Source organism: Mycobacterium sp. NGS64 (assembly GCF_059812245.1).
Genome location: NZ_JCALCI010000002.1, coordinates 489,115 through 511,260, shown reverse-complemented (window position 1 = coordinate 511,260; position 22,146 = coordinate 489,115). Strand labels below are relative to the sequence as shown.

14 protein-coding genes are annotated in these 22,146 nt (G+C 71.0%); 8 read left to right on the top strand and 6 right to left on the bottom strand.

What is annotated here, in order from left to right:
• Positions 1-93 precede the first annotated feature (93 nt).
• Positions 94-1,815: a PE family protein gene (locus AC5Y4S_RS10735; protein WP_500032565.1), complete on the top strand. Its 1,722-nt coding sequence runs from the start codon at positions 94-96 to the stop codon at positions 1,813-1,815.
• Here AC5Y4S_RS10735 and AC5Y4S_RS10730 read toward each other — a convergent pair.
• Together AC5Y4S_RS10730 and AC5Y4S_RS10725 are read right to left on the bottom strand one after the other, a co-directional pair.
• Entirely contained in the window at positions 1,812-5,525 is a 3,714-nt protein-coding gene (locus AC5Y4S_RS10730) for a multifunctional oxoglutarate decarboxylase/oxoglutarate dehydrogenase thiamine pyrophosphate-binding subunit/dihydrolipoyllysine-residue succinyltransferase subunit (protein WP_500032564.1), read from the bottom strand. The two genes, AC5Y4S_RS10735 and AC5Y4S_RS10730, sit on opposite strands and share 4 nt — an antisense overlap.
• 153 nt (positions 5,526-5,678) lie before the next feature.
• A complete protein-coding gene (locus AC5Y4S_RS10725; protein ID WP_500032563.1) occupies positions 5,679-6,446 on the bottom strand; it encodes a hypothetical protein in 768 nt (255 codons plus the stop codon).
• 139 nt (positions 6,447-6,585) lie between these two features.
• Between AC5Y4S_RS10725 and AC5Y4S_RS10720 the strand changes: the two genes are divergently transcribed.
• Complete coding sequence (locus AC5Y4S_RS10720; protein ID WP_500032562.1) at positions 6,586-8,400, top strand: MFS transporter; 1,815 nt, start codon at positions 6,586-6,588, stop codon at positions 8,398-8,400.
• Here the strand turns inward: AC5Y4S_RS10720 and AC5Y4S_RS10715 are convergent.
• A complete protein-coding gene (locus AC5Y4S_RS10715) occupies positions 8,397-11,789 on the bottom strand; it encodes a TM0106 family RecB-like putative nuclease (RefSeq protein ID WP_500032561.1) in 3,393 nt (1,130 codons plus the stop codon). The two genes, AC5Y4S_RS10720 and AC5Y4S_RS10715, sit on opposite strands and share 4 nt — an antisense overlap.
• A gap of 170 nt (positions 11,790-11,959) precedes the next feature.
• On the opposite strand from AC5Y4S_RS10715, the gene AC5Y4S_RS10710 reads away from it, so the two are divergent.
• Positions 11,960-12,316 (top strand): hypothetical protein, encoded by a 357-nt coding sequence (locus AC5Y4S_RS10710; protein WP_500033289.1) that lies wholly within the window; start codon positions 11,960-11,962, stop codon positions 12,314-12,316.
• Between the two features lie 170 nt (positions 12,317-12,486).
• Positions 12,487-15,225 carry a PE family protein gene (locus AC5Y4S_RS10705; RefSeq protein WP_500032560.1) on the top strand — a complete coding sequence of 913 codons (2,739 nt, stop codon included), beginning with the start codon at positions 12,487-12,489 and terminating at the stop codon, positions 15,223-15,225.
• Between the two features lie 28 nt (positions 15,226-15,253).
• Here AC5Y4S_RS10705 and AC5Y4S_RS10700 read toward each other — a convergent pair whose 3' ends face one another.
• Positions 15,254-15,844, bottom strand: a complete 591-nt coding sequence (locus AC5Y4S_RS10700) for an LppP/LprE family lipoprotein (RefSeq protein ID WP_500032559.1) — start codon at positions 15,842-15,844, stop codon at positions 15,254-15,256.
• A gap of 106 nt (positions 15,845-15,950) precedes the next feature.
• On the opposite strand from AC5Y4S_RS10700, the gene AC5Y4S_RS10695 reads away from it, so the two are divergent.
• Entirely contained in the window at positions 15,951-17,621 is a 1,671-nt protein-coding gene (locus AC5Y4S_RS10695; protein ID WP_500032558.1) for a DEAD/DEAH box helicase, read from the top strand.
• Positions 17,618-18,760 carry an acyltransferase family protein gene (locus AC5Y4S_RS10690; protein ID WP_500032557.1) on the top strand — a complete coding sequence of 381 codons (1,143 nt, stop codon included), beginning with the start codon at positions 17,618-17,620 and terminating at the stop codon, positions 18,758-18,760. Before AC5Y4S_RS10695 ends, AC5Y4S_RS10690 begins: the two co-directional genes overlap by 4 nt.
• 221 nt (positions 18,761-18,981) lie before the next feature.
• Here AC5Y4S_RS10690 and AC5Y4S_RS10685 read toward each other — a convergent pair whose 3' ends face one another.
• Complete coding sequence (locus tag AC5Y4S_RS10685; protein ID WP_500032556.1) at positions 18,982-19,554, bottom strand: TetR/AcrR family transcriptional regulator; 573 nt, start codon at positions 19,552-19,554, stop codon at positions 18,982-18,984.
• On the bottom strand, positions 19,551-20,771 hold the full coding sequence (locus AC5Y4S_RS10680) for a cytochrome P450 (protein ID WP_500032555.1): 1,221 nt from the start codon (positions 20,769-20,771) through the stop codon (positions 19,551-19,553). The genes AC5Y4S_RS10685 and AC5Y4S_RS10680 overlap by 4 nt, the downstream gene beginning before the upstream one ends.
• 84 nt (positions 20,772-20,855) lie before the next feature.
• Here AC5Y4S_RS10680 and AC5Y4S_RS10675 point away from each other — a divergent pair, with 84 nt between their 5' ends.
• The gene (locus AC5Y4S_RS10675; RefSeq protein ID WP_500032554.1) at positions 20,856-21,326 is read left to right on the top strand and encodes a GbsR/MarR family transcriptional regulator; all 471 of its coding nucleotides are present in this window, start codon (positions 20,856-20,858) and stop codon (positions 21,324-21,326) included.
• Positions 21,323-22,144: a class I SAM-dependent methyltransferase gene (locus tag AC5Y4S_RS10670; RefSeq protein WP_500032553.1), complete on the top strand. Its 822-nt coding sequence runs from the start codon at positions 21,323-21,325 to the stop codon at positions 22,142-22,144. Before AC5Y4S_RS10675 ends, AC5Y4S_RS10670 begins: the two co-directional genes overlap by 4 nt.
• Positions 22,145-22,146: the final 2 nt, after the last annotated feature.

Below are 22,146 nucleotides of genomic sequence, written 5' to 3'. Positions count from 1 at the left end.
AGCCGCCGCGGCCGGCCGGTGTCGGCCATATCGCGGCGCGGGCGGCAGCAAACATGAGATGCTTCCCTCCCGACCGGCGATTCGGAGGTGGCGATGTCATTCTTGGTAGCCCTGCCCAACGGATTGGAGGCTGCGGCAACGGATTTGGTCGGCATCGGTTCCTCGCTGGGTGAGGTCAACCGCGTGGTCGCGGCCGCGACCACCGAGCTGCTGCCGGCGGGTGCCGACGACGTGTCGGCGGCCATCGCCGCCGTGTTCGGCGCCCACGGCCGGGCCTACCAAACCCTCGGCACGCAGGCGGCGGCGTTCCATCGGCAGTTCGCGCAGGCGGTGCAGGCCGGCGCGGCCGCGTATGCGGGTGCGGAGGCCGCCAACGCCAACCCGCTGCAGGGCGTCGAGCAAGAGTTGCTGGGGGTGGTCAACGCCCCCACCGAGGCGCTGCTGGGGCGGCCGCTGATCGGCGACGGCGCCAACGGCACGGCGGCGAACCCCAACGGCGGTGCCGGGGGGCTGCTGTGGGGCAACGGCGGAACCGGGTTCACCCAGACGGCCAACGGCGTGGCCGGCGGCAACGGCGGCGACGCCGGGCTGTTCGGCAACGGGGGAGGCGGCGGTGGCGGCGGGTCCGGCGCCAACGGCGGTCACGGGGGCAGCGGCGGCCTGCTCCATGGCAACGGCGGGACGGGCGGGCTCGGCGGGGCCGCCGCTAGCGGTGTCAACGGCGGCAACCCCGGGACGGGTGGTGGGGGCGGCAGCGCGGTGCTGTTCGGCAGCGGCGGGGCGGGCGGGCAGGGCGGCACGGGCCTGACCGGCGCGACCGCCGTCACGCCCGATGGCGGCACGGCGGCCACCGGCAGCACCGGGCTGAACGCCGGAAACGTGGGCGGCGCCGGCGGTACCGGCGACAACGGCACGCTGGGCCAGGTCGGCGGCACCGGCGGCGCCGGCTATGGCCCCAACGTCCTCCTCTCGAACGCCGACGCCCAGGGCGGCACTGGCGGCATCGGCGGCGTCGGCGGCAATGGCCTCGACGCCAGCGGCGGCGCGGGAGGCACCGGCGGCGCCGGTGGGATCGGCGGAAACGGTGGGCTGCTATTCGGTAGCGGCGGGGCCGGTGGGCAGGGCGGCGCCGGTGGGCACGGCGGCGCCGGCGGCACCGCCGCAACTGGCGGCCTGGGCGGAAATGGCGGTACCGCCGCCACTTCCGGCAATGCCGACCTCAACTCCGTCGGCGGCGGAGGCGGCGCCGGCGGCAACGGGGGCGTGGGGGGAACCGGGGGCACCGGCGGCACCGGAGGTGTCGGCGGCGACGGCGGCCGCGGCGGCCTGCTGTTCGGTGCCGGCGGCACCGCTGGGACCGGCGGCACCGGCGGTGTGGGTGGCACCGGCGGCGTGGGCGGCACCGGCGGGCATGGCGGCGCCGGCGGCAACGCCTACGCGATCAGCGGGGGCAACGAGTTCGGGATTGGCGGCGACGGGGGCGCCGGGGGTGGTGGCGGCGTCGGCGGCACGGGTGGCGCCGGGGGCGCAGGCGGCGCCGCCGGGACGGCCGGCCAAGCAGGCTTCCTTGGCCAGGCGGGTTCCGGCGGCGGCATGGGGGCGGGCGGCGCCGGGGGCGTCGGCGGGGACGGCGGCGCGGGTGGCGGCGGCGGTTCGGGTGGGATCACGGACAAGACACCCGGTGGGGGTCAGCCGATCGGCCCGTCCGGGAGCGCCGGCGGGCAGGGCGTGGGCGGTGGCGGCGGCGCCGGCGGTGCGGGCGGGTCGGGTTCGACGCCCGGCACCACCGGCAACAACGGCGCTACGGCCGCCTAGCGGAACGCCGTGTCCAGGATCTCCTGCTGCTCGACGGCGTGCACCTTCGACGAGCCGGACGACGGGGCCGACATGGCGCGCCGCGAGATGCGCTTGAGCCCGGTTAGCTTGTCCGGCAACAACTCCGGCAGCTCCAGGCCGAACCGCGGCCACGCACCCTGGTTGGCCGGCTCCTCCTGCACCCAGAAGAACTCCTCGACGGCCGGGTAGCGGTCCAGCGTCTCGTTCAGCCGGCGCTTGGGCAGCGGGGCCAGTTGCTCGATGCGCACGATCGCGACGTCGTCGCGGTTGTCCTTGGCCTTGCGGGCCACCAGCTCGTAGTAGATCTTCCCGCTGGTCAGCAGGATCCGCCTGACCTTGCCGCGATCACCGATGCCGTCCTCGTAGGTGGGCTCCTCGAGCACCGAGCGGAACTTGATCTCGGTGAAGTCCTTGATGTCGCTGACCGCCGCCTTGTTGCGCAGCATCGACTTCGGCGTAAACACGATCAGCGGGCGTTGGATGCCGTCGAGCGCGTGCCGGCGCAACAGGTGGAAGTAGTTGGACGGCGTCGAGGGCATCGCGATGGTCATCGAACCTTCCGCCCACAGCTGCAGGAAGCGCTCGATGCGCCCGGAGGTGTGGTCGGGGCCCTGCCCCTCGTGCCCGTGCGGCAGCAGCAGCACCACGTTGGACAGCTGGCCCCACTTGGCCTCGCCGGAGCTGATGAACTCGTCGATGATCGACTGCGCGCCGTTGACGAAGTCGCCGAACTGGGCCTCCCACAACACGAGCGCGTCCGGGTTGCCCACGGTGTAGCCGTACTCGAAGCCGACGGCGGCGTACTCCGACAGCGGCGAGTCGTACACCAGGAACTTGCCGCCGGTCGGGCTGCCGTCGAGGTTCGTGGCCAGCAGTTGCAGCGGCGTGAACTCCTCGCCGGTGTTGCGGTCGATGATCACCGAATGCCGCTGGGAGAAGGTGCCGCGCCGGGTGTCCTGCCCGGACAGCCGCACCAGCTTGCCCTCCGACACCAGCGAACCCAGCGCCAGCAGCTCGCCGAACGCCCAGTCGATCTTGCCCTCGTAGGCCATCTCCCGGCGCTTCTCCAGCACCGGCTGCACGCGCGGGTGGGTGGTGAAACCGTCTGGCACGGAAAGGAAGGCGTCGCCGATGCGGGCCAGCAGCGACTTGTCCACTGCGGTGGCCAGCCCCGCGGGCACCGGCTGGTCGGCCTCCACCGACTCGCTGGGCTGCACGCCGTGCTTTTCCAGGTCGCGGACCTCGTTGAACACCCGCTCCAGCTGGCCCTGGTAGTCGCGCAGCGCGTCCTCGGCTTCCTTCAACGAGATGTCGCCGCGGCCGATCAGGGCTTCGGTGTAGCTCTTGCGGGCCCCGCGCTTGGTGTCCACGACGTCGTACATGTACGGGTTTGTCATCGACGGGTCGTCGCCCTCGTTGTGGCCGCGGCGGCGGTAGCACAGCATGTCGATGATGACGTCCTTCTTGAACCGCTGCCGGAAGTCGACGGCCAGCTTGGCCACCCACACGCAGGCCTCGGGGTCGTCGCCGTTGACGTGAAAGATGGGCGCCCCCACCATCTTTGCGACATCGGTGCAGTATTCGCTGGACCTGGAGTACTCCGGCGCGGTGGTGAAGCCGATCTGGTTGTTGACGATGATGTGGATGGTGCCGCCGACGCGGTAACCGGGCAGGTTCGCCAGGTTCAGCGTCTCGGCGACCACCCCCTGCCCGGCGAAGGCGGCGTCGCCGTGCATCATCATCGGCACCACGGAGAAGGCCTTCTCGTCGCCGTCGTCCTGCGAGCCGTGGTTCAGCAGGTCCTGCTTGGCCCGGACCAGGCCCTCCAGCACCGGGTCGACGGCCTCCAGGTGTGACGGGTTGGCGGTCAGCGAGACCTGAATGTCGTTGTCGCCGAACATCTGCAGGTACACGCCGGTGGCGCCCAGGTGGTACTTGACGTCGCCGGAGCCGTGCGCCTGCGACGGGTTGAGGTTGCCCTCGAACTCGGAGAAGATCTGCGAATACGGCTTGCCGACGATGTTGGCCAGCACGTTGAGCCGGCCGCGGTGCGGCATCCCGATGACTACCTCGTCGAGGCCGTGCTCGGCGCACTGGTCGATGGCCGCGTCCATCATCGGGATGACGCTCTCCGCGCCTTCCAACGAAAACCGTTTCTGCCCAACGTATTTGGTCTGCAGGAAGGTCTCGAAGGCCTCGGCGGCGTTGAGCTTGCTCAGGATGAACTTCTGTTCGGCCACGGTGGGTTTGACGTGCTTGGTCTCGACCCGCTCCTGTAGCCACTGTTGCTGTTCGGGCTCGAGGATGTGGGTGTACTCCACCCCGATGTGGCGGCAGTAGGCGTCGCGCAGCAGGCCCAGCACGTCGCGCAGCTTCTTGTACTCGCAGCCGGCGAAGCCGTTGACCTTGAACACCCGGTCGAGGTCCCACAGCGTCAGGCCGTGATTGAGGATCTCGAGGTCGGGGTGGCTGCGGAACCGGGTGCTGTCCAGGCGCAGCGGGTCGATGTCGGCCATCAGGTGCCCGCGGTTGCGGTAGGCCGCGATCAACTCCATCACCCGGGCGTTCTTGTCGACGATCGAGTCCGGGTTGTCGGTACTCCAGCGCACCGGCAGGTACGGGTTGCCCAGCTCGCGGAAGATCTCGTCCCAGAAGCCGTCCGAGAGCAACATCTCATGGATGGTGCGCAGGAAGTCGCCGGACTCCGCGCCCTGGATGATGCGGTGGTCGTAGGTGGACGTCAGGGTGATCAGCTTGCCGATGCCCAGCTCGGCGATGCGCTCCTCGCTGGCGCCCTGGAACTCGGCCGGGTACTCCATGGCGCCGACGCCGATGATGGCGCCCTGGCCGGCCATCAGCCGGGGCACCGAGTGCACGGTGCCGATGGTGCCCGGGTTGGTCAGCGAAATCGTCACGCCCGCAAAGTCTTCCGCGGTCAGCTTGCCGTCGCGGGCGCGGCGCACGATGTCCTCGTAGGCGGTGACGAACTGCGCGAACCGCAGTTCCTCGCAGCGCTTGATGCCCGCCACCACCAACGACCGCTTGCCGTCCTTGCCCTGCAGGTCGATGGCCAGGCCGAGGTTGGTGTGCGCGGGCGTGACCGCGGTCGGCTTGCCGTCGACCTCGGCGTAGTGGCGGTTCATGTTCGGGAACTGCTTGATCGCCTGCACCAGCGCGTAGCCCAGCAGGTGGGTGAAGGAGATCTTGCCGCCGCGGGTGCGCTTGAGCTGGTTGTTGATGACGATCCGGTTGTCGATCAGCAGCTTGGCCGGGATGGCCCGCACGCTCGTCGCCGTCGGCACGTCCAGCGACGCGGACATGTTCTTGACGACGGCGGCGGCCGCGCCGCGCAGCACCTGCACCTCGTCACCCTCGGCCGGCGGGGGAGGGGCCGGCTTGGCCGGTGCCGCGGGGGCGGGCGGCGCCGGGGCGGCCGGGGCGCCGTTGCCTGCGGTGGGCGCCGGCTTCGTTTCGGCCGGCTTCGTTTCGGCCGGCTTGGCGGCGTGGGCGGCCTGCCCGTCGGGCGGGGCCGCGGGGGCGGTGGGGGCCGTCTCGGTGGTGGTCTCGGGGTTGTAGTCGACCAGGAACTCGTGCCAGCTGGGGTCGACCGACGAGGGGTCATCGCGGAACTTGCGGTACATCTCCTCGACCAGCCATTCGTTTTGCCCGAATGGTGAAATGTTGCTCACGGCCGCTATTCGCCTCAATTCTTTTGTCCTGCAGGCGCGCTGTACGCGTTATCGGCGGGCAACTCAATCCCGCGACGGTGCGGGAGCGTTTTCGCCCCAATAAAGGCTAACCTTTCGCGAGCAATCCGCGAGAGGCACCGGGTGCGGCCGCTGTTAGCCGGCCTCGTGGACCGGCGGCAGCAGCCGCAGCGTGGTCGGCCAGCGCGAGGGCGGCAAGCCGAACGCGTGTCGGGCGTTGTGGACGATCTTCTTGCCCACCATCCGGTTGCCGGCGCCGCCGACCACGGCGCCGATGCCGACCGGCAGCGCCTTGCCGAACATCAGGGCGCCCTTGCGCAGCGTGTAGCGCTTGACGAAGTAGCCGAGCAGCCGGGTGTTCAACCGCGACAGCGTCGGCAACGGCAGCGACGCCATGCCCTCGGCCAGCCAGCCGCCGTTGGTGCGGCCGGGCCCGATCAGCTCGCCGATGGCGCGCTGGCTGTCGTCGCCGACCAGGACGGAAAGCACCAGCGCGCGGCGGCGTTCGCGGTGGTCGGCCGGGATGTTGTAGACGACGGCCTTGGCCAGCACGAACAGCGCGGTGGCCTCGATGAAGAAGACGGTCTCCCCGGCGCCCGCGGACACCGCCGTCAGCGTCCCGACCCCGGGAAACGTCGCGGCCGAGCCGACCGCGGCACCGCTGGCCGTCAGGGCCGCGAGGAAGCGTTTCTCCAGCTTGGCGTCGATTTGTGCCGGGGTGGCGGCCGGGTGCGCGCGGCGCAGCCGCGACACGTAGGCCTCCGCGGCGGGGCCGTGGACCCGCGTGCTGCGCTCGATGACCTGCGCCAATGCCCGTGCCGACGCCTTGGGCCGGCCGTCCTTGCCGGCCGCCGCCTGCTCCGGGTTTGACATGCGTGACGCTCTGTTTCGTCGGGCCCGCATCCTGCTCATCCTGTTGGTTTTGCCGATGTCCATTCCAGGCTAACCCGCGGTCACCGATCCGCGGCCGAGCGGCGCATTTGCCCAACCGGGATAATGCGGGCTGGGTGACGATTCGAGCCGTGCGAGGGGGTTGAGCCACATGAACACGGCGACGCCATGGTCGCCGGGGGGGAACCGGCGCGCGGTGCCGAGTCGCGCGCAGTTCATGGAGGGCTGGAACTCCCTGCTCGCGGCGGGCCCGCGGAATCCCTGGAACGCGCTGTTCGCGATGATGATCGGCTTTTTCATGATCATGGTCGACTCCACGATCGTCGTCATCGCCAACCCGACCATCAAGCTCGACCTGCACACCGGGTACGCCACCGTGGTCTGGGTGACCAGCGCGTATCTGCTGGGCTGCGCGGTGGTGCTGCTGGTGGCCGGGCGGCTCGGCGACCGGTACGGCACCAAGAACCTCTATCTCATCGGGCTGGGCCTGTTCACCGCCGCGTCGCTGTGGTGCGGGCTGTCGGGCAGCGTCGCCATGCTGATCGCCGCCCGCGTGGTCCAGGGCGTCGGCGCCGGGGTGCTGACCCCGCAGACCCTGTCGATGATCACCCGGGTCTTCCCGGCGGAGCGGCGCGGTGTCGCGGTCAGCGTGTGGGGCGCCACCGCCGGGGTGGCCACCCTGGTCGGGCCGCTGGCCGGCGGCGCGCTGGTCGACGGGCTGGGCTGGCAGTGGATCTTCTTCGTCAACGTCCCGATCGGCGTCGCGGGGCTGGCGCTGGCGGCGTGGCTGGTGCCGGTGCTACCCACCCAGGTGCAGGGCTTCGACCTGGTGGGCGTCGCGTTGTCCGGGCTGGGCATGTTCCTGATCGTCTTCGGTCTGCAGGAGGGCCAGGCCGGTCACTGGCAGCCCTGGGTCTGGGCGATGATCGTCGCCGGCATCGGATGCATGTCGGTGTTCGTGTACTGGCAGGCCGTCAACACCCGCGAGCCGCTGATCCCGCTGCGCGTCTTCGCCGACCGCGACTTCGGCCTGTGCAACGCCGGGGTGGCCGTCACCGCGTTCGCGATGACGGCGATGATGCTGCCGCTGCCGTTCTTTTTGCAGGGCGGGTGCGGGCTGTCGCCGACGCGTTCGGCGCTGGTGATCGCGCCGATGGCGGTCGTGGGCGGTGCGCTGGCGCCGTTCGTGGGCATGATCGTCGACAGGTACCACCCGGGGCCGGTGCTCGGCTTCGGCTTCTCCACGATGGCGGTCGGGCTCACCTGGCTGTCGTTCGAGATGTCCCCGTCGACGCCGATCTGGCGGTTGCTGCTGGCGTTCGCCGTGATCGGCGTCGGCAGCGCGTTCGTGTGGTCGCCGCTGACGGCGACCGCGACGCGCAACCTGCCCACCGAACTCGCCGGCGCGGGTTCGGCGGTCTTCAACTCCGTTCGGCAGCTCGGGGCGGTGCTCGGGAGCGCGGGCATGGCCGCGTTCATGACGTGGCGGATCGGTTCCGAGATGCCGTCCGACGCGCCGTCGGCCTCGGCCTCGGCGGAGGACGCCACCGCTGTGCAGCTGCCCGAGTTCCTGCGCGAGCCGTTCGCGGCCGCGATGGCGCAGTCGGTGCTGTTGCCCGCGTTCGTCGTGCTGTTCGGCGTCGTCGCAGCGCTGTTCGTGCTCGGGTTCGCGCCGTCGGCGGACGCGGGCGGCGAGCCGCCGGACGGGGGCGACGTCGTCGACGACGACTATGACGACGACGAGTACGTCGAACTGCGGCTGGTTCGTGGACCGGACGTCGCGCCCCCGCCGCGTGCCCGGCCGTTGCCGGTGCACCAGCCCGTGCCGGCCGGGCCGATCGGCTTCGCGCACAACGGGTCTCGCGTCGACGGCGGGAAGCAGTTTCGCCCGATGGCGTCGCCGGGCCACCGTTACCGCCCCGATCCGGACGACGACCCCGCGGGCTACGGCCGGCACTCGGGCTAGTCCTGGGTCAGCGCGAGGAACGCGCCGAGGTCGATCAGGCCGGCGGGCGTGCCGGGCAGGTACTCGGTGAGCAGCCGCGAGCGCACGATCACCGCCGCGTACTGCGCCCTGCTGATGGCGACATTGAGCCGGTTCCGGTTGAGCAGGAACGAGATCCCGCGTGGCACCACGTCGACCGACGAGGCCGTCATCGACACGAAGACCACCGGCGCCTGCCCGCCCTGGAACTTGTCGACGGTTCCGACCCGGACCGCGCTGAGCCCGGCCTGGGCGAGCCGCCGGCGGATCAGCGTCACCTGGGCGTTGTAGGGCGCCAGCACCAGCACGTCGTCGGCGGCCAGGGGGCGGGTGCCGTGTTCGTCGGTCCACGCCCGGCCGAGCAGCGCGCCGATGTGGGCGGCGATCGCGTCGGCCTCCTCGGGGCTCTCCGTCGAATTGCCTTGGTGTTCGACGACATTCACGTGCACGCCGGGCGCCTGTCCGTCGAGGTGGCGCTCCCTGGTGCACTCGTGCGATTGCAGCCGGCCCTCGTAGGACAGCGCGGAGACCGCGGCGCAGACCGCCGGATGCATGCGGTAGGACAGGTCCAGGAAGTAGCCCCGCTCGTCGGGCAGCGTGCGCCGGCCGTCCACCAGCCAGTCCAGCGCCGACGTGTCGACCGGTTCGGGATGTGTGCCCTGGCTGACCTGTGGCAGCTGCTGCGGGTCGCCGAGCAGCAACAGGTTGGCGGCCGCCGGGGCCACGGCGATGGTGTTGGCCAGGCAGAACTGGCCCGCCTCGTCGATCACCAGCAGGTCCAGGCTGCTCGGTGGCACCCGGTTGGCGTTGGCGAAATCCCAAGCGGTGCCGCCGATCACGCAGCCGTCGTGCTCGGCGATGAAGGACGGGTATTCGTTGGACTCGATCTCCTGCCAGCGGGGGGCGTCGTGCCCGCCGGGTTTCTTGGCGACCCGGCCCGGATCCAGCCCGGCGTCGATCACGCAGCCCAACAGGTTCTCCACCGTGGCGTGCGACTGCGCCACCACGCCGATGCGCCAGCCATGTTCGGCGACAAGGCTTTTGATCACCCGGGCGGCGGTGTGCGTCTTGCCGGTGCCCGGCGGCCCGTGCACGGCGAGGTAGGACGAGTCGAGATCGAGTGCGGCCGCTGTGATGTCGGCGACGGTGTCGCCGGTGCGCGGCAGCGGGGCCTTCGTGCGTGGCGCGCGGCGCAGCAGGACGTCGATCACGGCGGTGGACGGCAGTGCCGGCAGATCGGCCGCCAGGGCGGCCGCGGTCGCCTCGATCGAATCTCGCAATGCCGTCGTGGCAATGGGCGGCCCCGGGGTGAGCGCGAACGGCAGCTGGTCAAAGGTGTTGCCGTCCTTGCCGACCCGCTCGGCGATGACGACCTTGGTGGGCACCGCCGGATCGTCGACCGAGAGGACCTCGGCGCGGCCGGCCGCGCGCCGGTCGGGGTTGTCGGCCATGCCCGGCGGGGCAGGCGGCTCGTAGAGCGCGAAGACGTCGGTCATCAATTCGCCGCGCGCCAGCTCTCCCTCGAGCCGCACGTGCCGCCGCGGCTTGCGCGCGCGGGGCGGGGTGTGCCAGTCGGCGTCGACCGACGCAGTCTCGGCGAGGAAGACGTCGGTGTCGTCGGCCCACTCCTCGACCGGGAAGTTCAGCCGGTCGAAGTGCGCCCACCAGAACGGCTTGTCCTCGCGCCGGTGGTAGCCCCGCGCCGCGGCCACCAACGCCACCGCCGTCTGCTCGGGCGTGCGGTCGGCGACGCCGGCGTCGCCGGTGAACGCCGACAACGTCATCGCCAGCTGGTCGCGATCCTCGACCCGGTTACCCTCCGGAACCGGTTGCGCGCCAACGGGTACGACGCCAGACTCGTAGGCGCGCAGCATCAGCCAGTTGCGCAAGGCCTGCGTCGAGCGGCAGTCGTAGTGGTTGTAGTCCTCGATCTCCTTGAGCAGGGACGCGGCGTCGTCCAGTTGGCCTTCGTCCTTGAGCTGGCAGTAGCGGGCATAGGAGGTGATCGACTCGGCGGCCGTCGTGACGTCGCCGGCGCGCAGCCGCGACCCCATGTACAGCGGCTCGAGAGCCTTGAGGCCGAACGACTCCGCGCCCACCCGAATGCTCTTGCGCACCACAGGATAGAGGTCAACCAGCGTGCCGCTGCGCAGCAGTTCGTCGACGTCGTCCTCGCCGACGCCGTACCGCCCGGCGAGCCGCAGCAGCGCGGTCTTCTCGTAGGGCGCGTAGTGGTAGATGTGCATGTTGGGGCGGCGCTTGCGGCGCCTTTTCACCGTCGCGAGGAAGTCGATGAGCGCCTTGCGCTCGTCGACCCGGCTGTGCGCCCACAGCGGGTGGAAATTCCCGCCGGCCTCCAGGACGCCGAATAGATATTCCAAGCCCCAGTCGTGCCCGTCGGCCGTCCACAGCGGGTCGCCTTCGAAGTCGAAGAACAGGTCGCCGGGATCCGGCTCCGGCAGCAGCGTCAGCGGCTGCGGGTCGACGACGTCGAATTGCGGGATCCCGGTGTCGCGTTGGCGGACTTGCAGTTTGGCCTGCGCGGTCAGTTTCGTCAGCGCGCTGGGCGCCAGGCCGGCGACGGGCTCCGTGCGCCCGGCCAGCTCGGCGACGGTGGCGATGCCGGCGTCGATCAGCTTGTCGCGCTGGGTGACTCGCATCCCGGCAACCAGCAGCAGGTCGTCGGTGGCGCGCAACTGTTCGGTGCATAGCGGGCAGTGGAAACACGCGCCGACGTGTTGGTCGTCCCAGCGCACCGGGGTGCCCGCGGCGTAGTGCTCGTCGAGCAGGCGCTGCAAAAGTGCGCGCTGGGAACGGTAAACCGGGATCAGGTCGCCGACGCGGTAGCGCACGACGGCGCCGTCGCCCAGCTCCAGCTCGGCCTCGGGCGCGACCGGGACGCCCGAGCCGGCGAGCGCGTCGGCGTAGGCGGCCAGCTGCAGCAACGCGGGCACCTTGGGCGAGCGGGCCAGCTTCGTGTCGGCGACCCGGTACCGCTCGCCGTCGAGCACCAAAAAGTCGGCGAATCCGACGAATCGGCCGTCGAAGATCGCGGCCTGATACACCACCGGGGCGCGGTTGGCGATCGCGCGCCGCGTCGCCTCGGCGGCGGCTGTAAATCCGGCCGGCGTGTAGGCCGGGCGACCGATGACCGCGACCGCGTCGCCGAACTCGTCGCGGTATCGCGCGAGGCGGCGTCGTTCGTGTTCGGTGCCCAGGGCGGAGGTTCGGGCGAGCAGCTCGTCCTCGACACACACCGCGGGGCCGCGGCCGAGTTTCGCGTCGAAATCCCGCAGGAGCGCGTATTCGCACTGGGCGGCGGACGCGAGGTCCGACGCGCTGTAGACGACGGTTTCACCGGTGACGAACACAGCTGCAACTGTAGGTGAGGGGACCGACACGGCCCGGCCCGGCGAGCCGATTGGCGGTTGGGCGCGCGCATTCGACCCTCCGCGTGAAATGCGCTGTGCGGCAAGGTAACCGCAGAAGTGCCTGGGGCGCATGCCACGGAGCCGTAGCTGGGCGGTAGCTTCGGCAGGTGATCGTTACGGGGGCCTTTCTCGCCGAAGCGGCCCAGGTGGTCGACAACAAGCTGAACGTCACCGGCGGCGTGCTGTCCCGATTCGTGGTCGGGCCCGACCGGCTCGCCAGCTTTCTGCTCGTGGTGCTGACGCAGTCCGATGCCGACGACGACGACCGGCTCGACGTCGAGATCTGGCCCCCGGAGGGTCAGAAGCCCCTTCGCGTCGCCTTCGAGATGCCCCCGGAGGCCACCGTCGGCGAAATCGGGTTCGCCTTCTTCCCGGTGTCGGTGGCCATGCCCGTCGACGGCCGCTGGGTGATCGTCGTCGCCGGGGGTCCCGGCGTGATCTCGCTTCCGCTGATCGTGACCAGCTGACCCGACGGGGTCGCGGCTTCGGGCATCAATTGCCCCAAATGGCCATCGGGCCGGGCGACCGGCGAAATATATGAAAATACCAAAAGTCGCTTTACATCTTCCCAAACATGCCTATAGTACGGTTCTGACGTAAATCCCCTAATGTGCGGCATGTTCGATGGGAGCCCAAGATGTCCTACCTGATCGCAGCACCCGAGGCCTTGGCCAGTGCCTCCACCGACTTGAGCGCGATCGGGGAGGCGATCAGGGAAGCGACCGCGGCGGCGGCCCCGTCGACCACGGGAATCGCGCCGGCGGCCGCCGACGAGGTGTCGGCGGTGCTGACGCAGTTATTCGGCGGTTTCGGACAGCAGTTTCAGGCACTCAGCGCGCAGTCGGCCGCCTTCCATGACCAGTTCGTGCAGTTGATGTCCTCCGGCGGGATCGCTTATGCGGCCACCGAGGCCGCCAACTCCTCGCCGTTGGGCGCGTTGCAGCACGACCTGCAGGCCCTTGCGGCGAACCCGTTCTCGCCGGTGAAGGACCTGACCGGGCGCCCGCTGTTCGGTGACGGCGCCAACGGCGCGGCCGGGACCGGGCAGGCCGGCGGCGATGGCGGTTGGCTCTGGGGCAACGGGGGCAACGGCGGGTCGGGCGCAAACGGCGCCAACGGTGGGAACGGCGGGGCCGGCGGCTCGGCCGGGCTGTGGGGCCACGGCGGTGCCGGTGGGGCCGGCGGCAACGCCACCGCCGCCGGCGGGAACGGCGGCAACGGTGGGGCCGGCGGTGCCAATGGGCTTTTGGGCGGCGGTAACGGTGGGGCCGGTGGAATCGGCGGTATGGGTGCTCAGGGTCTGGTCGGGTCGACCGGCGCGGTGGGCGTCAGCAACGGCCACGGTGGTGACGGCTTTGCCGGTGGGGCCGGCGGCAACGGTGGGGCCGGTGGGGCCAACCAGGCGCTGTTCGGTGGGGCCGGCGGCGCCGGTGGGGCCGGCGGTCAGGGCGGCATGGGTGGCACCGGCGGTGCCGGGGCGAGCGGCGTGGGCTCCGGCGTGGCCGGCGGCGACGGTGGTACCGGCGGGACGGGCGGCGCCGCCGGTGCCGGCGGGGCCGGTGGCGCCAACAAGGGGATGATGGGCGGGACCGCCGGCGTGGCGGGTCACGCGGGAACCGGCGGCCAGGGCGGCACCGGCGGTGCCGGTGGTCAGGGTGACGTGGGGGCCCAAGGCGCGGTGGGCGTCAGCGCAGGCCAAGGCGGTCAGGGCTTCGGCGGTGGGACCGGCGGTGCCGGCGGCACCGGTGGCAGCGCGGGCGTCGGCGGCGTCAACGGCAATGGTGGCGTCGGCGGCCATGGCGGCCAGGGCGGTGACGGTGGCGAGGGCGCCAGCGGAGTGGGCTCCGCCGTGGCCGGCGGCAACGGCGGCGGCGGCGGTACCGGCGGCGACGCGGGTGCCGGCGGGGCGGCCGGCACCGGTGCGGGTGCTGCGGGCACCGCGGGTCACGCGGGCACCGGCGGTGACGGCGGCAAGGGCGGCGCCGGCGGCGACGGTGATGTCGGGGCAGCCGGCGCGGAGGCCGTCAACGCCGGCCAGGGCGATACCGGCTTCGACGGCGGCACCGGCGGTGCGGGCGGCCACGGCGGCAACAGCGGGCCGGGCGGGACCAACGGTTCGGGCGGCCAGGGCGGTGACGGCGGCCGAGGCGGCAACGGCGGCACCGGCGCCGACTTCGCCACGACGGGCAATGACCTCGACCACGGCGGCATCGGCGGCAAGGGCGGCCACGGCGGCGCCGCGGGCGCCGGCGGCGCGGTTGGCACCGGCGGCACCGGCGGCACCGACGGCAACGGTGGCCACGGCGGCGACGGCGGCACCGGCGGCCACGGCGGCCAGGGCGGCCCGGGCGCTGCCACGCCCGACCCGTCGCGGTCCAGCGGCGTCGACTCGCCTTCCGGCGGCAGCGGCGGCATCGGTGGTGACGGCGGCACCGGTGGCGACGCGGGCGGCTCGACCGGCCACGCGGGCACCGGTGGCGCGGGCGGCACCGGCGGCATCGGCGGCACCGGCGGCACCAGCCCGGGCTACGGAGGCAGCTACGGCGGCTTCGGCGGCAACGGCGGCCAAGGCGGGATTGGCGGCGACGGCGGCGGCACGCCTAACGGCGGAACCAACGGCGACGGCGGCGCCGGCGGCGGCGGCGGTGAGGGTGGCCTCGGCGGCTACAACACCTCCGACGTGGGCAACTTGATCACGGCCGGCGGAGGCGGCGGCGGCGGCATCGGCGGGGCCGGCGGCGACGCCGGCACTGGCACCGGCAGCGGCGGCGCCGGTGGCACCGGCGGCACGGGCGGCACGGGCGGCTCCGGCAACCAGGCGCTCGCCACCACCGGCGGCAACGACCAGGCGATCGGCTTCGGCGGCAGCGGCGGCACCGGCGGTGCCGGTGACCTCGCCTCTGGCACCACCGGCGGCGCAGGCGGCGCCGGCGGCGGAGGCGGCGCGGGCGGTACCGTCGCGGCCGGTAACGCCGCCGGCGGTGGCGGTGGCGGTGGCGGTGGAGCCGCATCCGCCAGCGGCGCCGCCGGGCACGGCGGCACCGGCGGCAACGCGGAGGTATTCGCCGGCGACGGCACTACAACCACGACCAACGGCGCCGATGGTGGGACAGGCGGCATCAACGCCACCGGCACGGGCGGTGGCGGTGGCGGCGGCGCCTCCAACATCCCGGACCTGGTACAGGTCGGCGACGGTGCCCCCGGCGCCGATGGTGCCGATGGCGGAGCGGGCGGTCTCGGAATCGGTACGAACAACTCTGGTGGCACCGGTGGCGCCGCCGGGAATGGCGGTACCGGCGGCCTGTCCTTCGGCGGGATCGAGAGCGGCGCCGAAGGCCGCCCGGGGACATACCCGTCGTGGACCGGCAACCCGTAACGCCGGGGGCTCCACCGGCCGGCTTGGCTCAGTGGCCGGGGGTGTTGCCGATCAGCTGGACGCCGTTGCCGTCCCAGTGGAACCGCACGTCGGTGTTGAGTCCGTTGACGCCGCCGGGGTAGGTCAAAGCGACTGTGTCGCCGGTGGTTTGGGCCGCGTCGATGCCATTGAACCCGTAGGTGTCCGGCACGCCCTGCGGGATGAACTGGCCCAGATGGAACAGCACCGCCCGTGTCGTCGGGTTGACGGCGTTGGTGTTGGCCTTGATGATCACCGCCGACAGCTGGGCGCACTCGTTGTAGTTGCCGGCCACCGGTTCCGGACTCCAGGGCTGCTGGCTGCGCGGGTCTTTCGGTAGCTCGGACACCACCTTCGCGATGGTGGGCGAGGCCAAGTTGACCGCGCACGGGTCGGCCGGCGCCGCGCTACCGGGCGGCGCGGCGACGCCGGACGTCGGGATCGGCGTGGCGGGGGCGGTGATCGACGCCGTCGACGTCGTCGTCGTGGCCTGCGGCGTCTTGGCGACCGTGGAATCCCCCGAACCGCAACCGGACAAAGCAATGCAGGCCGACGCGAGAACGGCTACGCCCGTCAGCGCACGGCAGGGTAGCGAGCACACATCGCCAAACCGTACCGGCACCGACCCAGCCGGCGCAGCAGGCGCGGCCGTGACCCGCAGCGCCCAGCTTCGCTGGTCCCGCCATCACAACTAGACTCTTGACACGATGACCCTCCCCGACAGCCCGCCCGAGGCTGCCTCTCCCACGTTCTCGGACCTGCAGATTCACCCTGCGGTCCTGAAGGCGACCGCCGACGTCGGCTACGAGACGCCGACGGCCATCCAGGCGGCAACGATCCCGCCGCTGCTGGCCGGATCCGACGTCGTCGGGCTGGCGCAGACCGGCACCGGCAAGACGGCGGCGTTCGCGATCCCGATCCTGTCCAAGATCGACGCCAAGAGCACCGCGACGCAGGCGCTGGTGCTCGCGCCCACCCGCGAGCTGGCCTTGCAGGTGGCCGAGGCGTTCAGCCGCTACGGCACCCACCTGCCTGGGATCCACGTGCTGCCGATCTACGGCGGTTCGTCCTACGGCGTGCAGCTGGCCGGGCTGCGGCGCGGCGCGCAGGTGGTGGTCGGCACCCCCGGCCGCGTCATCGACCACCTGGAACGCGGCACGCTGGACCTGTCCCACCTCGACTACCTCGTGCTCGACGAGGCCGACGAGATGCTCACCATGGGCTTCGCCGAGGACGTCGAACGCATCCTGTCCGAAACGCCCGAATACAAACAGGTCGCGCTGTTCTCGGCGACCATGCCGCCCGCGATCCGCAAGCTCACCACCAAATACCTGCACGACCCGGTGGAAATCACTACCAAGGCGAAAACCGCCACCGCGCAGAACATTTCGCAGCGCTACATCCAGGTCGCCGGCCCCCGTAAGATGGACGCGCTCACCCGCCTGCTCGAAGTGGAGCCGTTCGAGGCGATGATCGTGTTCGTGCGCACCAAGCAGGCCACCGAGGAGGTCGCCGAAAAGCTTCGGGCCCGAGGCTTTTCCGCCGCCGCCATCAACGGCGACATCCCGCAGGCGCAGCGCGAGCGGACCATCGCCGCGCTGAAGAACGGCAGCCTCGACATCCTGGTCGCCACGGACGTGGCGGCCAGAGGCCTTGACGTGGACCGCATCTCGCACGTCCTTAACTACGACATCCCGCACGACACCGAGTCCTACGTGCACCGCATCGGGCGCACCGGCCGGGCCGGCCGCAGCGGCACCGCGGTGCTGTTCGTGTCCCCGCGGGAGCGCCACCTGCTCAAGGCGATCGAAAAGGCGACACGGCAAACGCTCACCGAGGCCGAGCTCCCCACCGTCGAGGACGTCAACGCCCAACGGGTGGCGAAGTTCGCCGACTCCATCACCGACGCGCTCGCCGCCCCGGGAATCGACCTGTTCCGCAAGCTGATTCAGGACTACGAGCGCGAGCACGACGTCCCGATGGCCGACATCGCCGCCGCGCTGGCGTTGCAGTCGCGCGACGGCGGGGCGTTCCTGATGGCGCCCGAACCGCCGCCGGAACGGCGCGAACGCCGGGAGCGTGCCGAAAAGTCACACGAAAGACCCAGGCAGTCAAGGAACTTCGCCACCTACCGGATCTCGGTGGGCAAGCGGCACAAGATCGGCCCGGGCGCGATCGTCGGCGCCATCGCCAACGAGGGCGGCCTGCACCGCAGCGACTTCGGCCACATCGCCATCGGGCCGGACTTCTCGCTCGTCGAGCTGCCGGCCAAGCTGCCCAAGGCGACGCTGAAGAAGCTCGAGCAGACCCGGATCTCGGGCGTGCTGATCGACCTGCGGCCGGACCGCTCGCCGGGCAAAACGAAATCACGCCGGTGACGCTCTCCGAGGAACGCGACGCCCAGGGCGGGCTCGAGCAGGTCGCGCACGTCGACCGCGTCGCGTCGCTGACCGGCATCCGTGCCGTCGCCGCGCTCACCGTCGTCGGCACCCACGCGGCCTACACCACCGGCAAGTACACCCACGGCTACTGGGGACTGGTCGGTTCCCGGCTGGAGATCGGCGTGCCCATCTTCTTCGTGCTGTCGGGCTTTCTACTGTTTCGCCCGTGGGTCAAGTCGGCCGCCACCGGCGCGCCGCCGCCGTCGCTGAGTCGCTATGCGCGACACCGGGTTCGGCGCATCATGCCCGCCTACGTCATCACCGTGCTGATCGCCTATGTGCTCTACCACTTCCGCGAGGCCGGCCCGAACCCCGGGCACACGTGGCTGGGGTTGGTGCGCAACCTGACGCTGACGCAGATCTACTGCAACGGCTACCTCGGCAAGTACCTGCACCAGGGCCTGACGCAGATGTGGAGCCTGGCGGTGGAGGCCTCGTTCTACGTGGTGCTGCCGTTGCTGGCCTACCTGCTGCTGGTGTTGATCGCCCGGCGGCGCTGGCAGCCGAACCTGATGCTGGCCGCCCTGGCGGCGATGGCGCTGATCAGCCCGGGATGGCTGGTCCTGGTGCACACCGACCACTGGTTCCCCGACGGAGCCCGGCTCTGGCTGCCGACGTACCTGGCGTGGTTCCTGGCCGGCATGGCGCTGGCCGTGCTGCAGGCGATGAAGGTGCACTGCTACGCGTTCATGGCGATCCCGCTGGCGGTCATCTGCTATTTCATCGCCTCCACGCCGATCGCCGGCGCACCCACGACGTCGCCGGCCACGCTGAGCCAGGCCGTCTGCAAGACCGTGTTCTACGCCGTCATCGCCGCGCTCGCGGTGGCGCCGCTGGCGTTGGGTAATCAGGGTGCGTACGCGCGGTTGCTGGCCAGCCGGCCGATGGTGTGGCTGGGCGAGATCTCCTACGAGATCTTCCTGATCCACCTCATCACGATGGAATTCGCGATGGTCTACATCGTCCGCGCGCACGTCTACACGGGCTCGATGGGCTACCTGTTCGTCGCGACGCTGGCGGTGACGATCCCGCTCGCCTGGTTGTTGCACCGCTTCACCCGGGTCAAGGACGGCTAGGTGGCCGACGACGAACGCGGGACGGCTGCTGGACCTTTCTGCCCCAAGGCGATCCGCCGTCGTCACATCGGCCCCATTCGTATCTGCGCTGAGCGGCCGACGTTTTGCCCGCCTCACAGCGACTGTCCGGTTGCGCGGCGCCCCGGCGGCTCGCTGTCGCTGTGAGGCGGGCACAACGGGTATTGGTCCTCCCGGCGAGACGTGTGGGCGGATGTGACGGTCTACCCCCGCGCGCCGATCGGCGTCACGATCGGGACGACGAACTCCTCGATCATCGACCGCTCGTCGGCCTCGTCCCGGCCCGGGTAGGTCAGCAGCGACGTGAGCACGCGCACCACCCAGCGCGCCCGGCGCTCCACGGCGTCGCGATCTTCCGGGCCGAGCGATCCGACGAACGCGGCGGCCAACGCCGTGATCACCTCCGACTGCGCCAGCTCCCCGCCGACCGGCGGGCGGCTGACGGCGAACCACGCTGACAACGCGGGGCTTTCGCGCACCAACCGCAGCGCGGCGGTCATGCTCGCCACCAGCCGTTTGCGCGGGTCGTCGACGCCGCCGATCTCGTCGGCGATCGCGCGGCCGAGCCGGCGCGCCTCGCGGTGGACGTACGCGGTCCGCAGCGCCTCGCGGTTCTCGAAGTACCGGTACAGAGTCGCGCGGGAACAGCCCGCCGCCCTGGCGATCTCGTTCATGCCGATCGAAGCCTGGTCCCGCCGCGTGTAGAGCGCCTCGGCGGCGTCGAGTATCCGGTCCACGGCCGCCTCGCCGCGGCGGTCGGCCAGCCAGTCGGTCATCGGGAGTTCACCCGGATCGGCACCGACAGCGGCCGGCGCACGTAGCTGCCGCCGGACCACACGATGCCGGGCACGTCGACCTCGAAATCCGGGCAGCGGGAAAGCAATTCGGTCAGCGCGACCCGCGATTGCATCCTGGCCGCCGCCGCGCCCAGGCAGTGGTGCGCGCCGTGGCTGAAGGTCAGGATGTTGCGCGGGCAGCGGGTCACGTCGAGTTCGCCGGCGTCCGGCCCGTACTGGCGCTCGTCGCGGTTGGCCGACCCGTAGAGCAGCAAGACCTTGCGACCGGCCGGGACGGTGGTGCCCTCTAGAATCACGTCGCGGGTGGTGGTGCGGGCCAGGCCCTGCACGGGAGACGTCAGCCGCAGCAGCTCCTCGACCGCGTCGGGGATCAACCCCGGGTCGTCGGCCAAGCGCCGCCGCTGGTCGGGGCGCTCGTGCAGCAAGGGCATTGAGCCGCCGAGCATTCCGGTGACGGTGTCGTTGCCGCCGGTGACCATCGTGAACGTGAACGCCAGCACCGAAAGCGTCCCGGCGATGTCGCCGTCCGCGCCCACCCCGGCCGCCACCAGATGGGAGATCGTGTCGTCCTCGGGTTCGCTGCGCCGACGGTCGATCAGCGCGGTGAAGTAGGCCATCATCGACCCGACCGCGTCCAGCGATGTGCCGATTCCCCCCTCGGACGTGTTGGCGGCGACGATCGCCTGCGTCCAGCCGTCGAACTGCGCCCGATCCTCCTCGGGCACACCGAGATAGTGCGCGACGACCATCGAGGGCAGCGGCTTGAACAGTTCGGTGACGATGTCGCCGCCGCCGTCGGCGCGGATCTTCTCGATGCGCTCGACGACGAACTCGCGAACCTTGGGCTCCACCGCCTCGACCTGTCGCGGTGTGAAACCGCGGGAAACCAGCTTGCGAAACTCGGTATGCACCGGCGGGTCCTGCATCACGAACGGCGGATTGTCTTGCAGCCCAATGATCTCCAGCTCGCCGTACTCCACCGTCAGGCCCTGCGCGGAGGAGAACGTCTCGTGGTCGCGTGCGGCGGCCCAGACGTCGGCGTGCCGGGACAGCACGTAGTAATCGCGGTCGGGGCGACCCTCGGGGACGACGTGGTGCACCGGGTCGTGGTCGCGCAGCGCGCGGTACATCGGCCAGGGATTGGGCCACGTCTCGGCGGTGGCCAGTTGGAACCCATGAGACATAACCGACAACATGTCTTATTTCTAAGGCATGCCACAGCATATGTCAACTGATGTATAGTTCGTTCAGTCCGTACTGAACGAACGAGATGGAGCGAGATGACTCCGGAGGAAACCGAGTTCGTCGACCGCTTGGGCCTGTTCTTCGAGCTGCTCGGCGCCACCCGCACCATGGGCCGCGTCTATGGGTGGCTGCTGATCTGCGATCCGCCGGCGCAGTCGTTGACCCGGCTGGCCGGCGCCCTGTCGGTGAGCAAGGCCTCGATCAGCACCGTCGCCCGCCAGCTGCTGGAGGGCGGCATGGTGGAGCGGTTGCCGAGCCCCGACCGTCAACACCTCTACCGCGTCGCCCCGGGCGGGTTCACCAGCGTGATGGAAACGCAGCTGTCGCTGATGCGCCTGGGCATCGAGCCCGCCGAGTTCGCCCTGTCCATGCTGGGGGAGGACCGCGCGGAACAGCGCGAGCGGGTCGAGGACTTCCGCGACTTCTGTGAGTTCTGCACCCGCGACTACCGGGATCAGCTGATGCGGATGTGGACCGAATACCGGGAGGGAAAAAGGAAGCGATGACAAAGACGGACAAGGTCGACTTCACCGACGTGGCCTGGGGATCGGTGGAATGGACCAACCTGTGCACGCTGTACCTGCGAGCCTACGAAACCCGTTCGCCCGAGCCAATTCTCGATGACAAGGCCGCCGCCGAGGCGGTGGACCGCATCGCATACGACTGGGAGCGCATGCGCCGCGCCTCGTGGCCCCGGTCCAACCAGTACCTGGTCACCATGCGCGCCAAACAGTTCGACGACTGGAGCGCCGACTTCCTGCGCCGCCATTCGAACGCCGTCGTGCTGCACCTCGGCTGCGGCATGGACACCCGGGCGTTCCGGCTGCATCCGCCGGACACCGTGTTGTGGTTCGACGTCGATCAGCCGGGCGTAATCGCGTTGCGGCGCAAGCTGTACGACGACGCTGACGGCTATCGGATGATCGGCTCGTCCGTGACCGACGCGGCGTGGCTGGACGAGATCCCCACCGATCGCCCGGCGCTGATCGTCGCGGAAGGCTTGCTCATGTACCTCACCGCGGCCGACGTGCGTACGCTGCTGCAGCGTCTCACGGATCGATTCGGCAGCGGCGAAATCGCCTTCGACACCGCGTCGCCGCTGGCACCGCGGCTGTCGAAGGTGCTTACCAAGGGCATCACCAAGTGGGGCATCCGCGACGCCCGCGAACTCGAGCGCTGGAACCCGCGGCTACGCTTCGTCGGGCGCTCGCCGGTCGGGGCGCTCTACCAACGGATACCCTCGGCGCCCCTACGCCTGCTCTGGCGGCTGGTCAACGCGACGCCGATGGGCAACTACGACATGCTCAACCGCTTCACGTTCTGAGC

Excerpts from the sequence above, each read along its gene's own strand:
- AC5Y4S_RS10675 (WP_500032554.1), top strand. The coding sequence starts at position 20,856 with ATGACTCCGGAGGAAACCGAGTTCGTCGACCGCTTGGGCCTGTTCTTC.
- AC5Y4S_RS10670 (WP_500032553.1), top strand. The coding sequence starts at position 21,323 with ATGACAAAGACGGACAAGGTCGACTTCACCGACGTGGCCTGGGGATCG.
- AC5Y4S_RS10695 (WP_500032558.1), top strand. The coding sequence starts at position 15,951 with ATGACCCTCCCCGACAGCCCGCCCGAGGCTGCCTCTCCCACGTTCTCG.
- AC5Y4S_RS10725 (WP_500032563.1), bottom strand. The coding sequence starts at position 6,446 with ATGCGGGCCCGACGAAACAGAGCGTCACGCATGTCAAACCCGGAGCAG.
- AC5Y4S_RS10680 (WP_500032555.1), bottom strand. The coding sequence starts at position 20,771 with ATGTTGTCGGTTATGTCTCATGGGTTCCAACTGGCCACCGCCGAGACG.
- AC5Y4S_RS10720 (WP_500032562.1), top strand. The coding sequence starts at position 6,586 with ATGAACACGGCGACGCCATGGTCGCCGGGGGGGAACCGGCGCGCGGTG.
- AC5Y4S_RS10705 (WP_500032560.1), top strand. The coding sequence starts at position 12,487 with ATGTCCTACCTGATCGCAGCACCCGAGGCCTTGGCCAGTGCCTCCACC.
- AC5Y4S_RS10735 (WP_500032565.1), top strand. The coding sequence starts at position 94 with ATGTCATTCTTGGTAGCCCTGCCCAACGGATTGGAGGCTGCGGCAACG.
- AC5Y4S_RS10685 (WP_500032556.1), bottom strand. The coding sequence starts at position 19,554 with ATGACCGACTGGCTGGCCGACCGCCGCGGCGAGGCGGCCGTGGACCGG.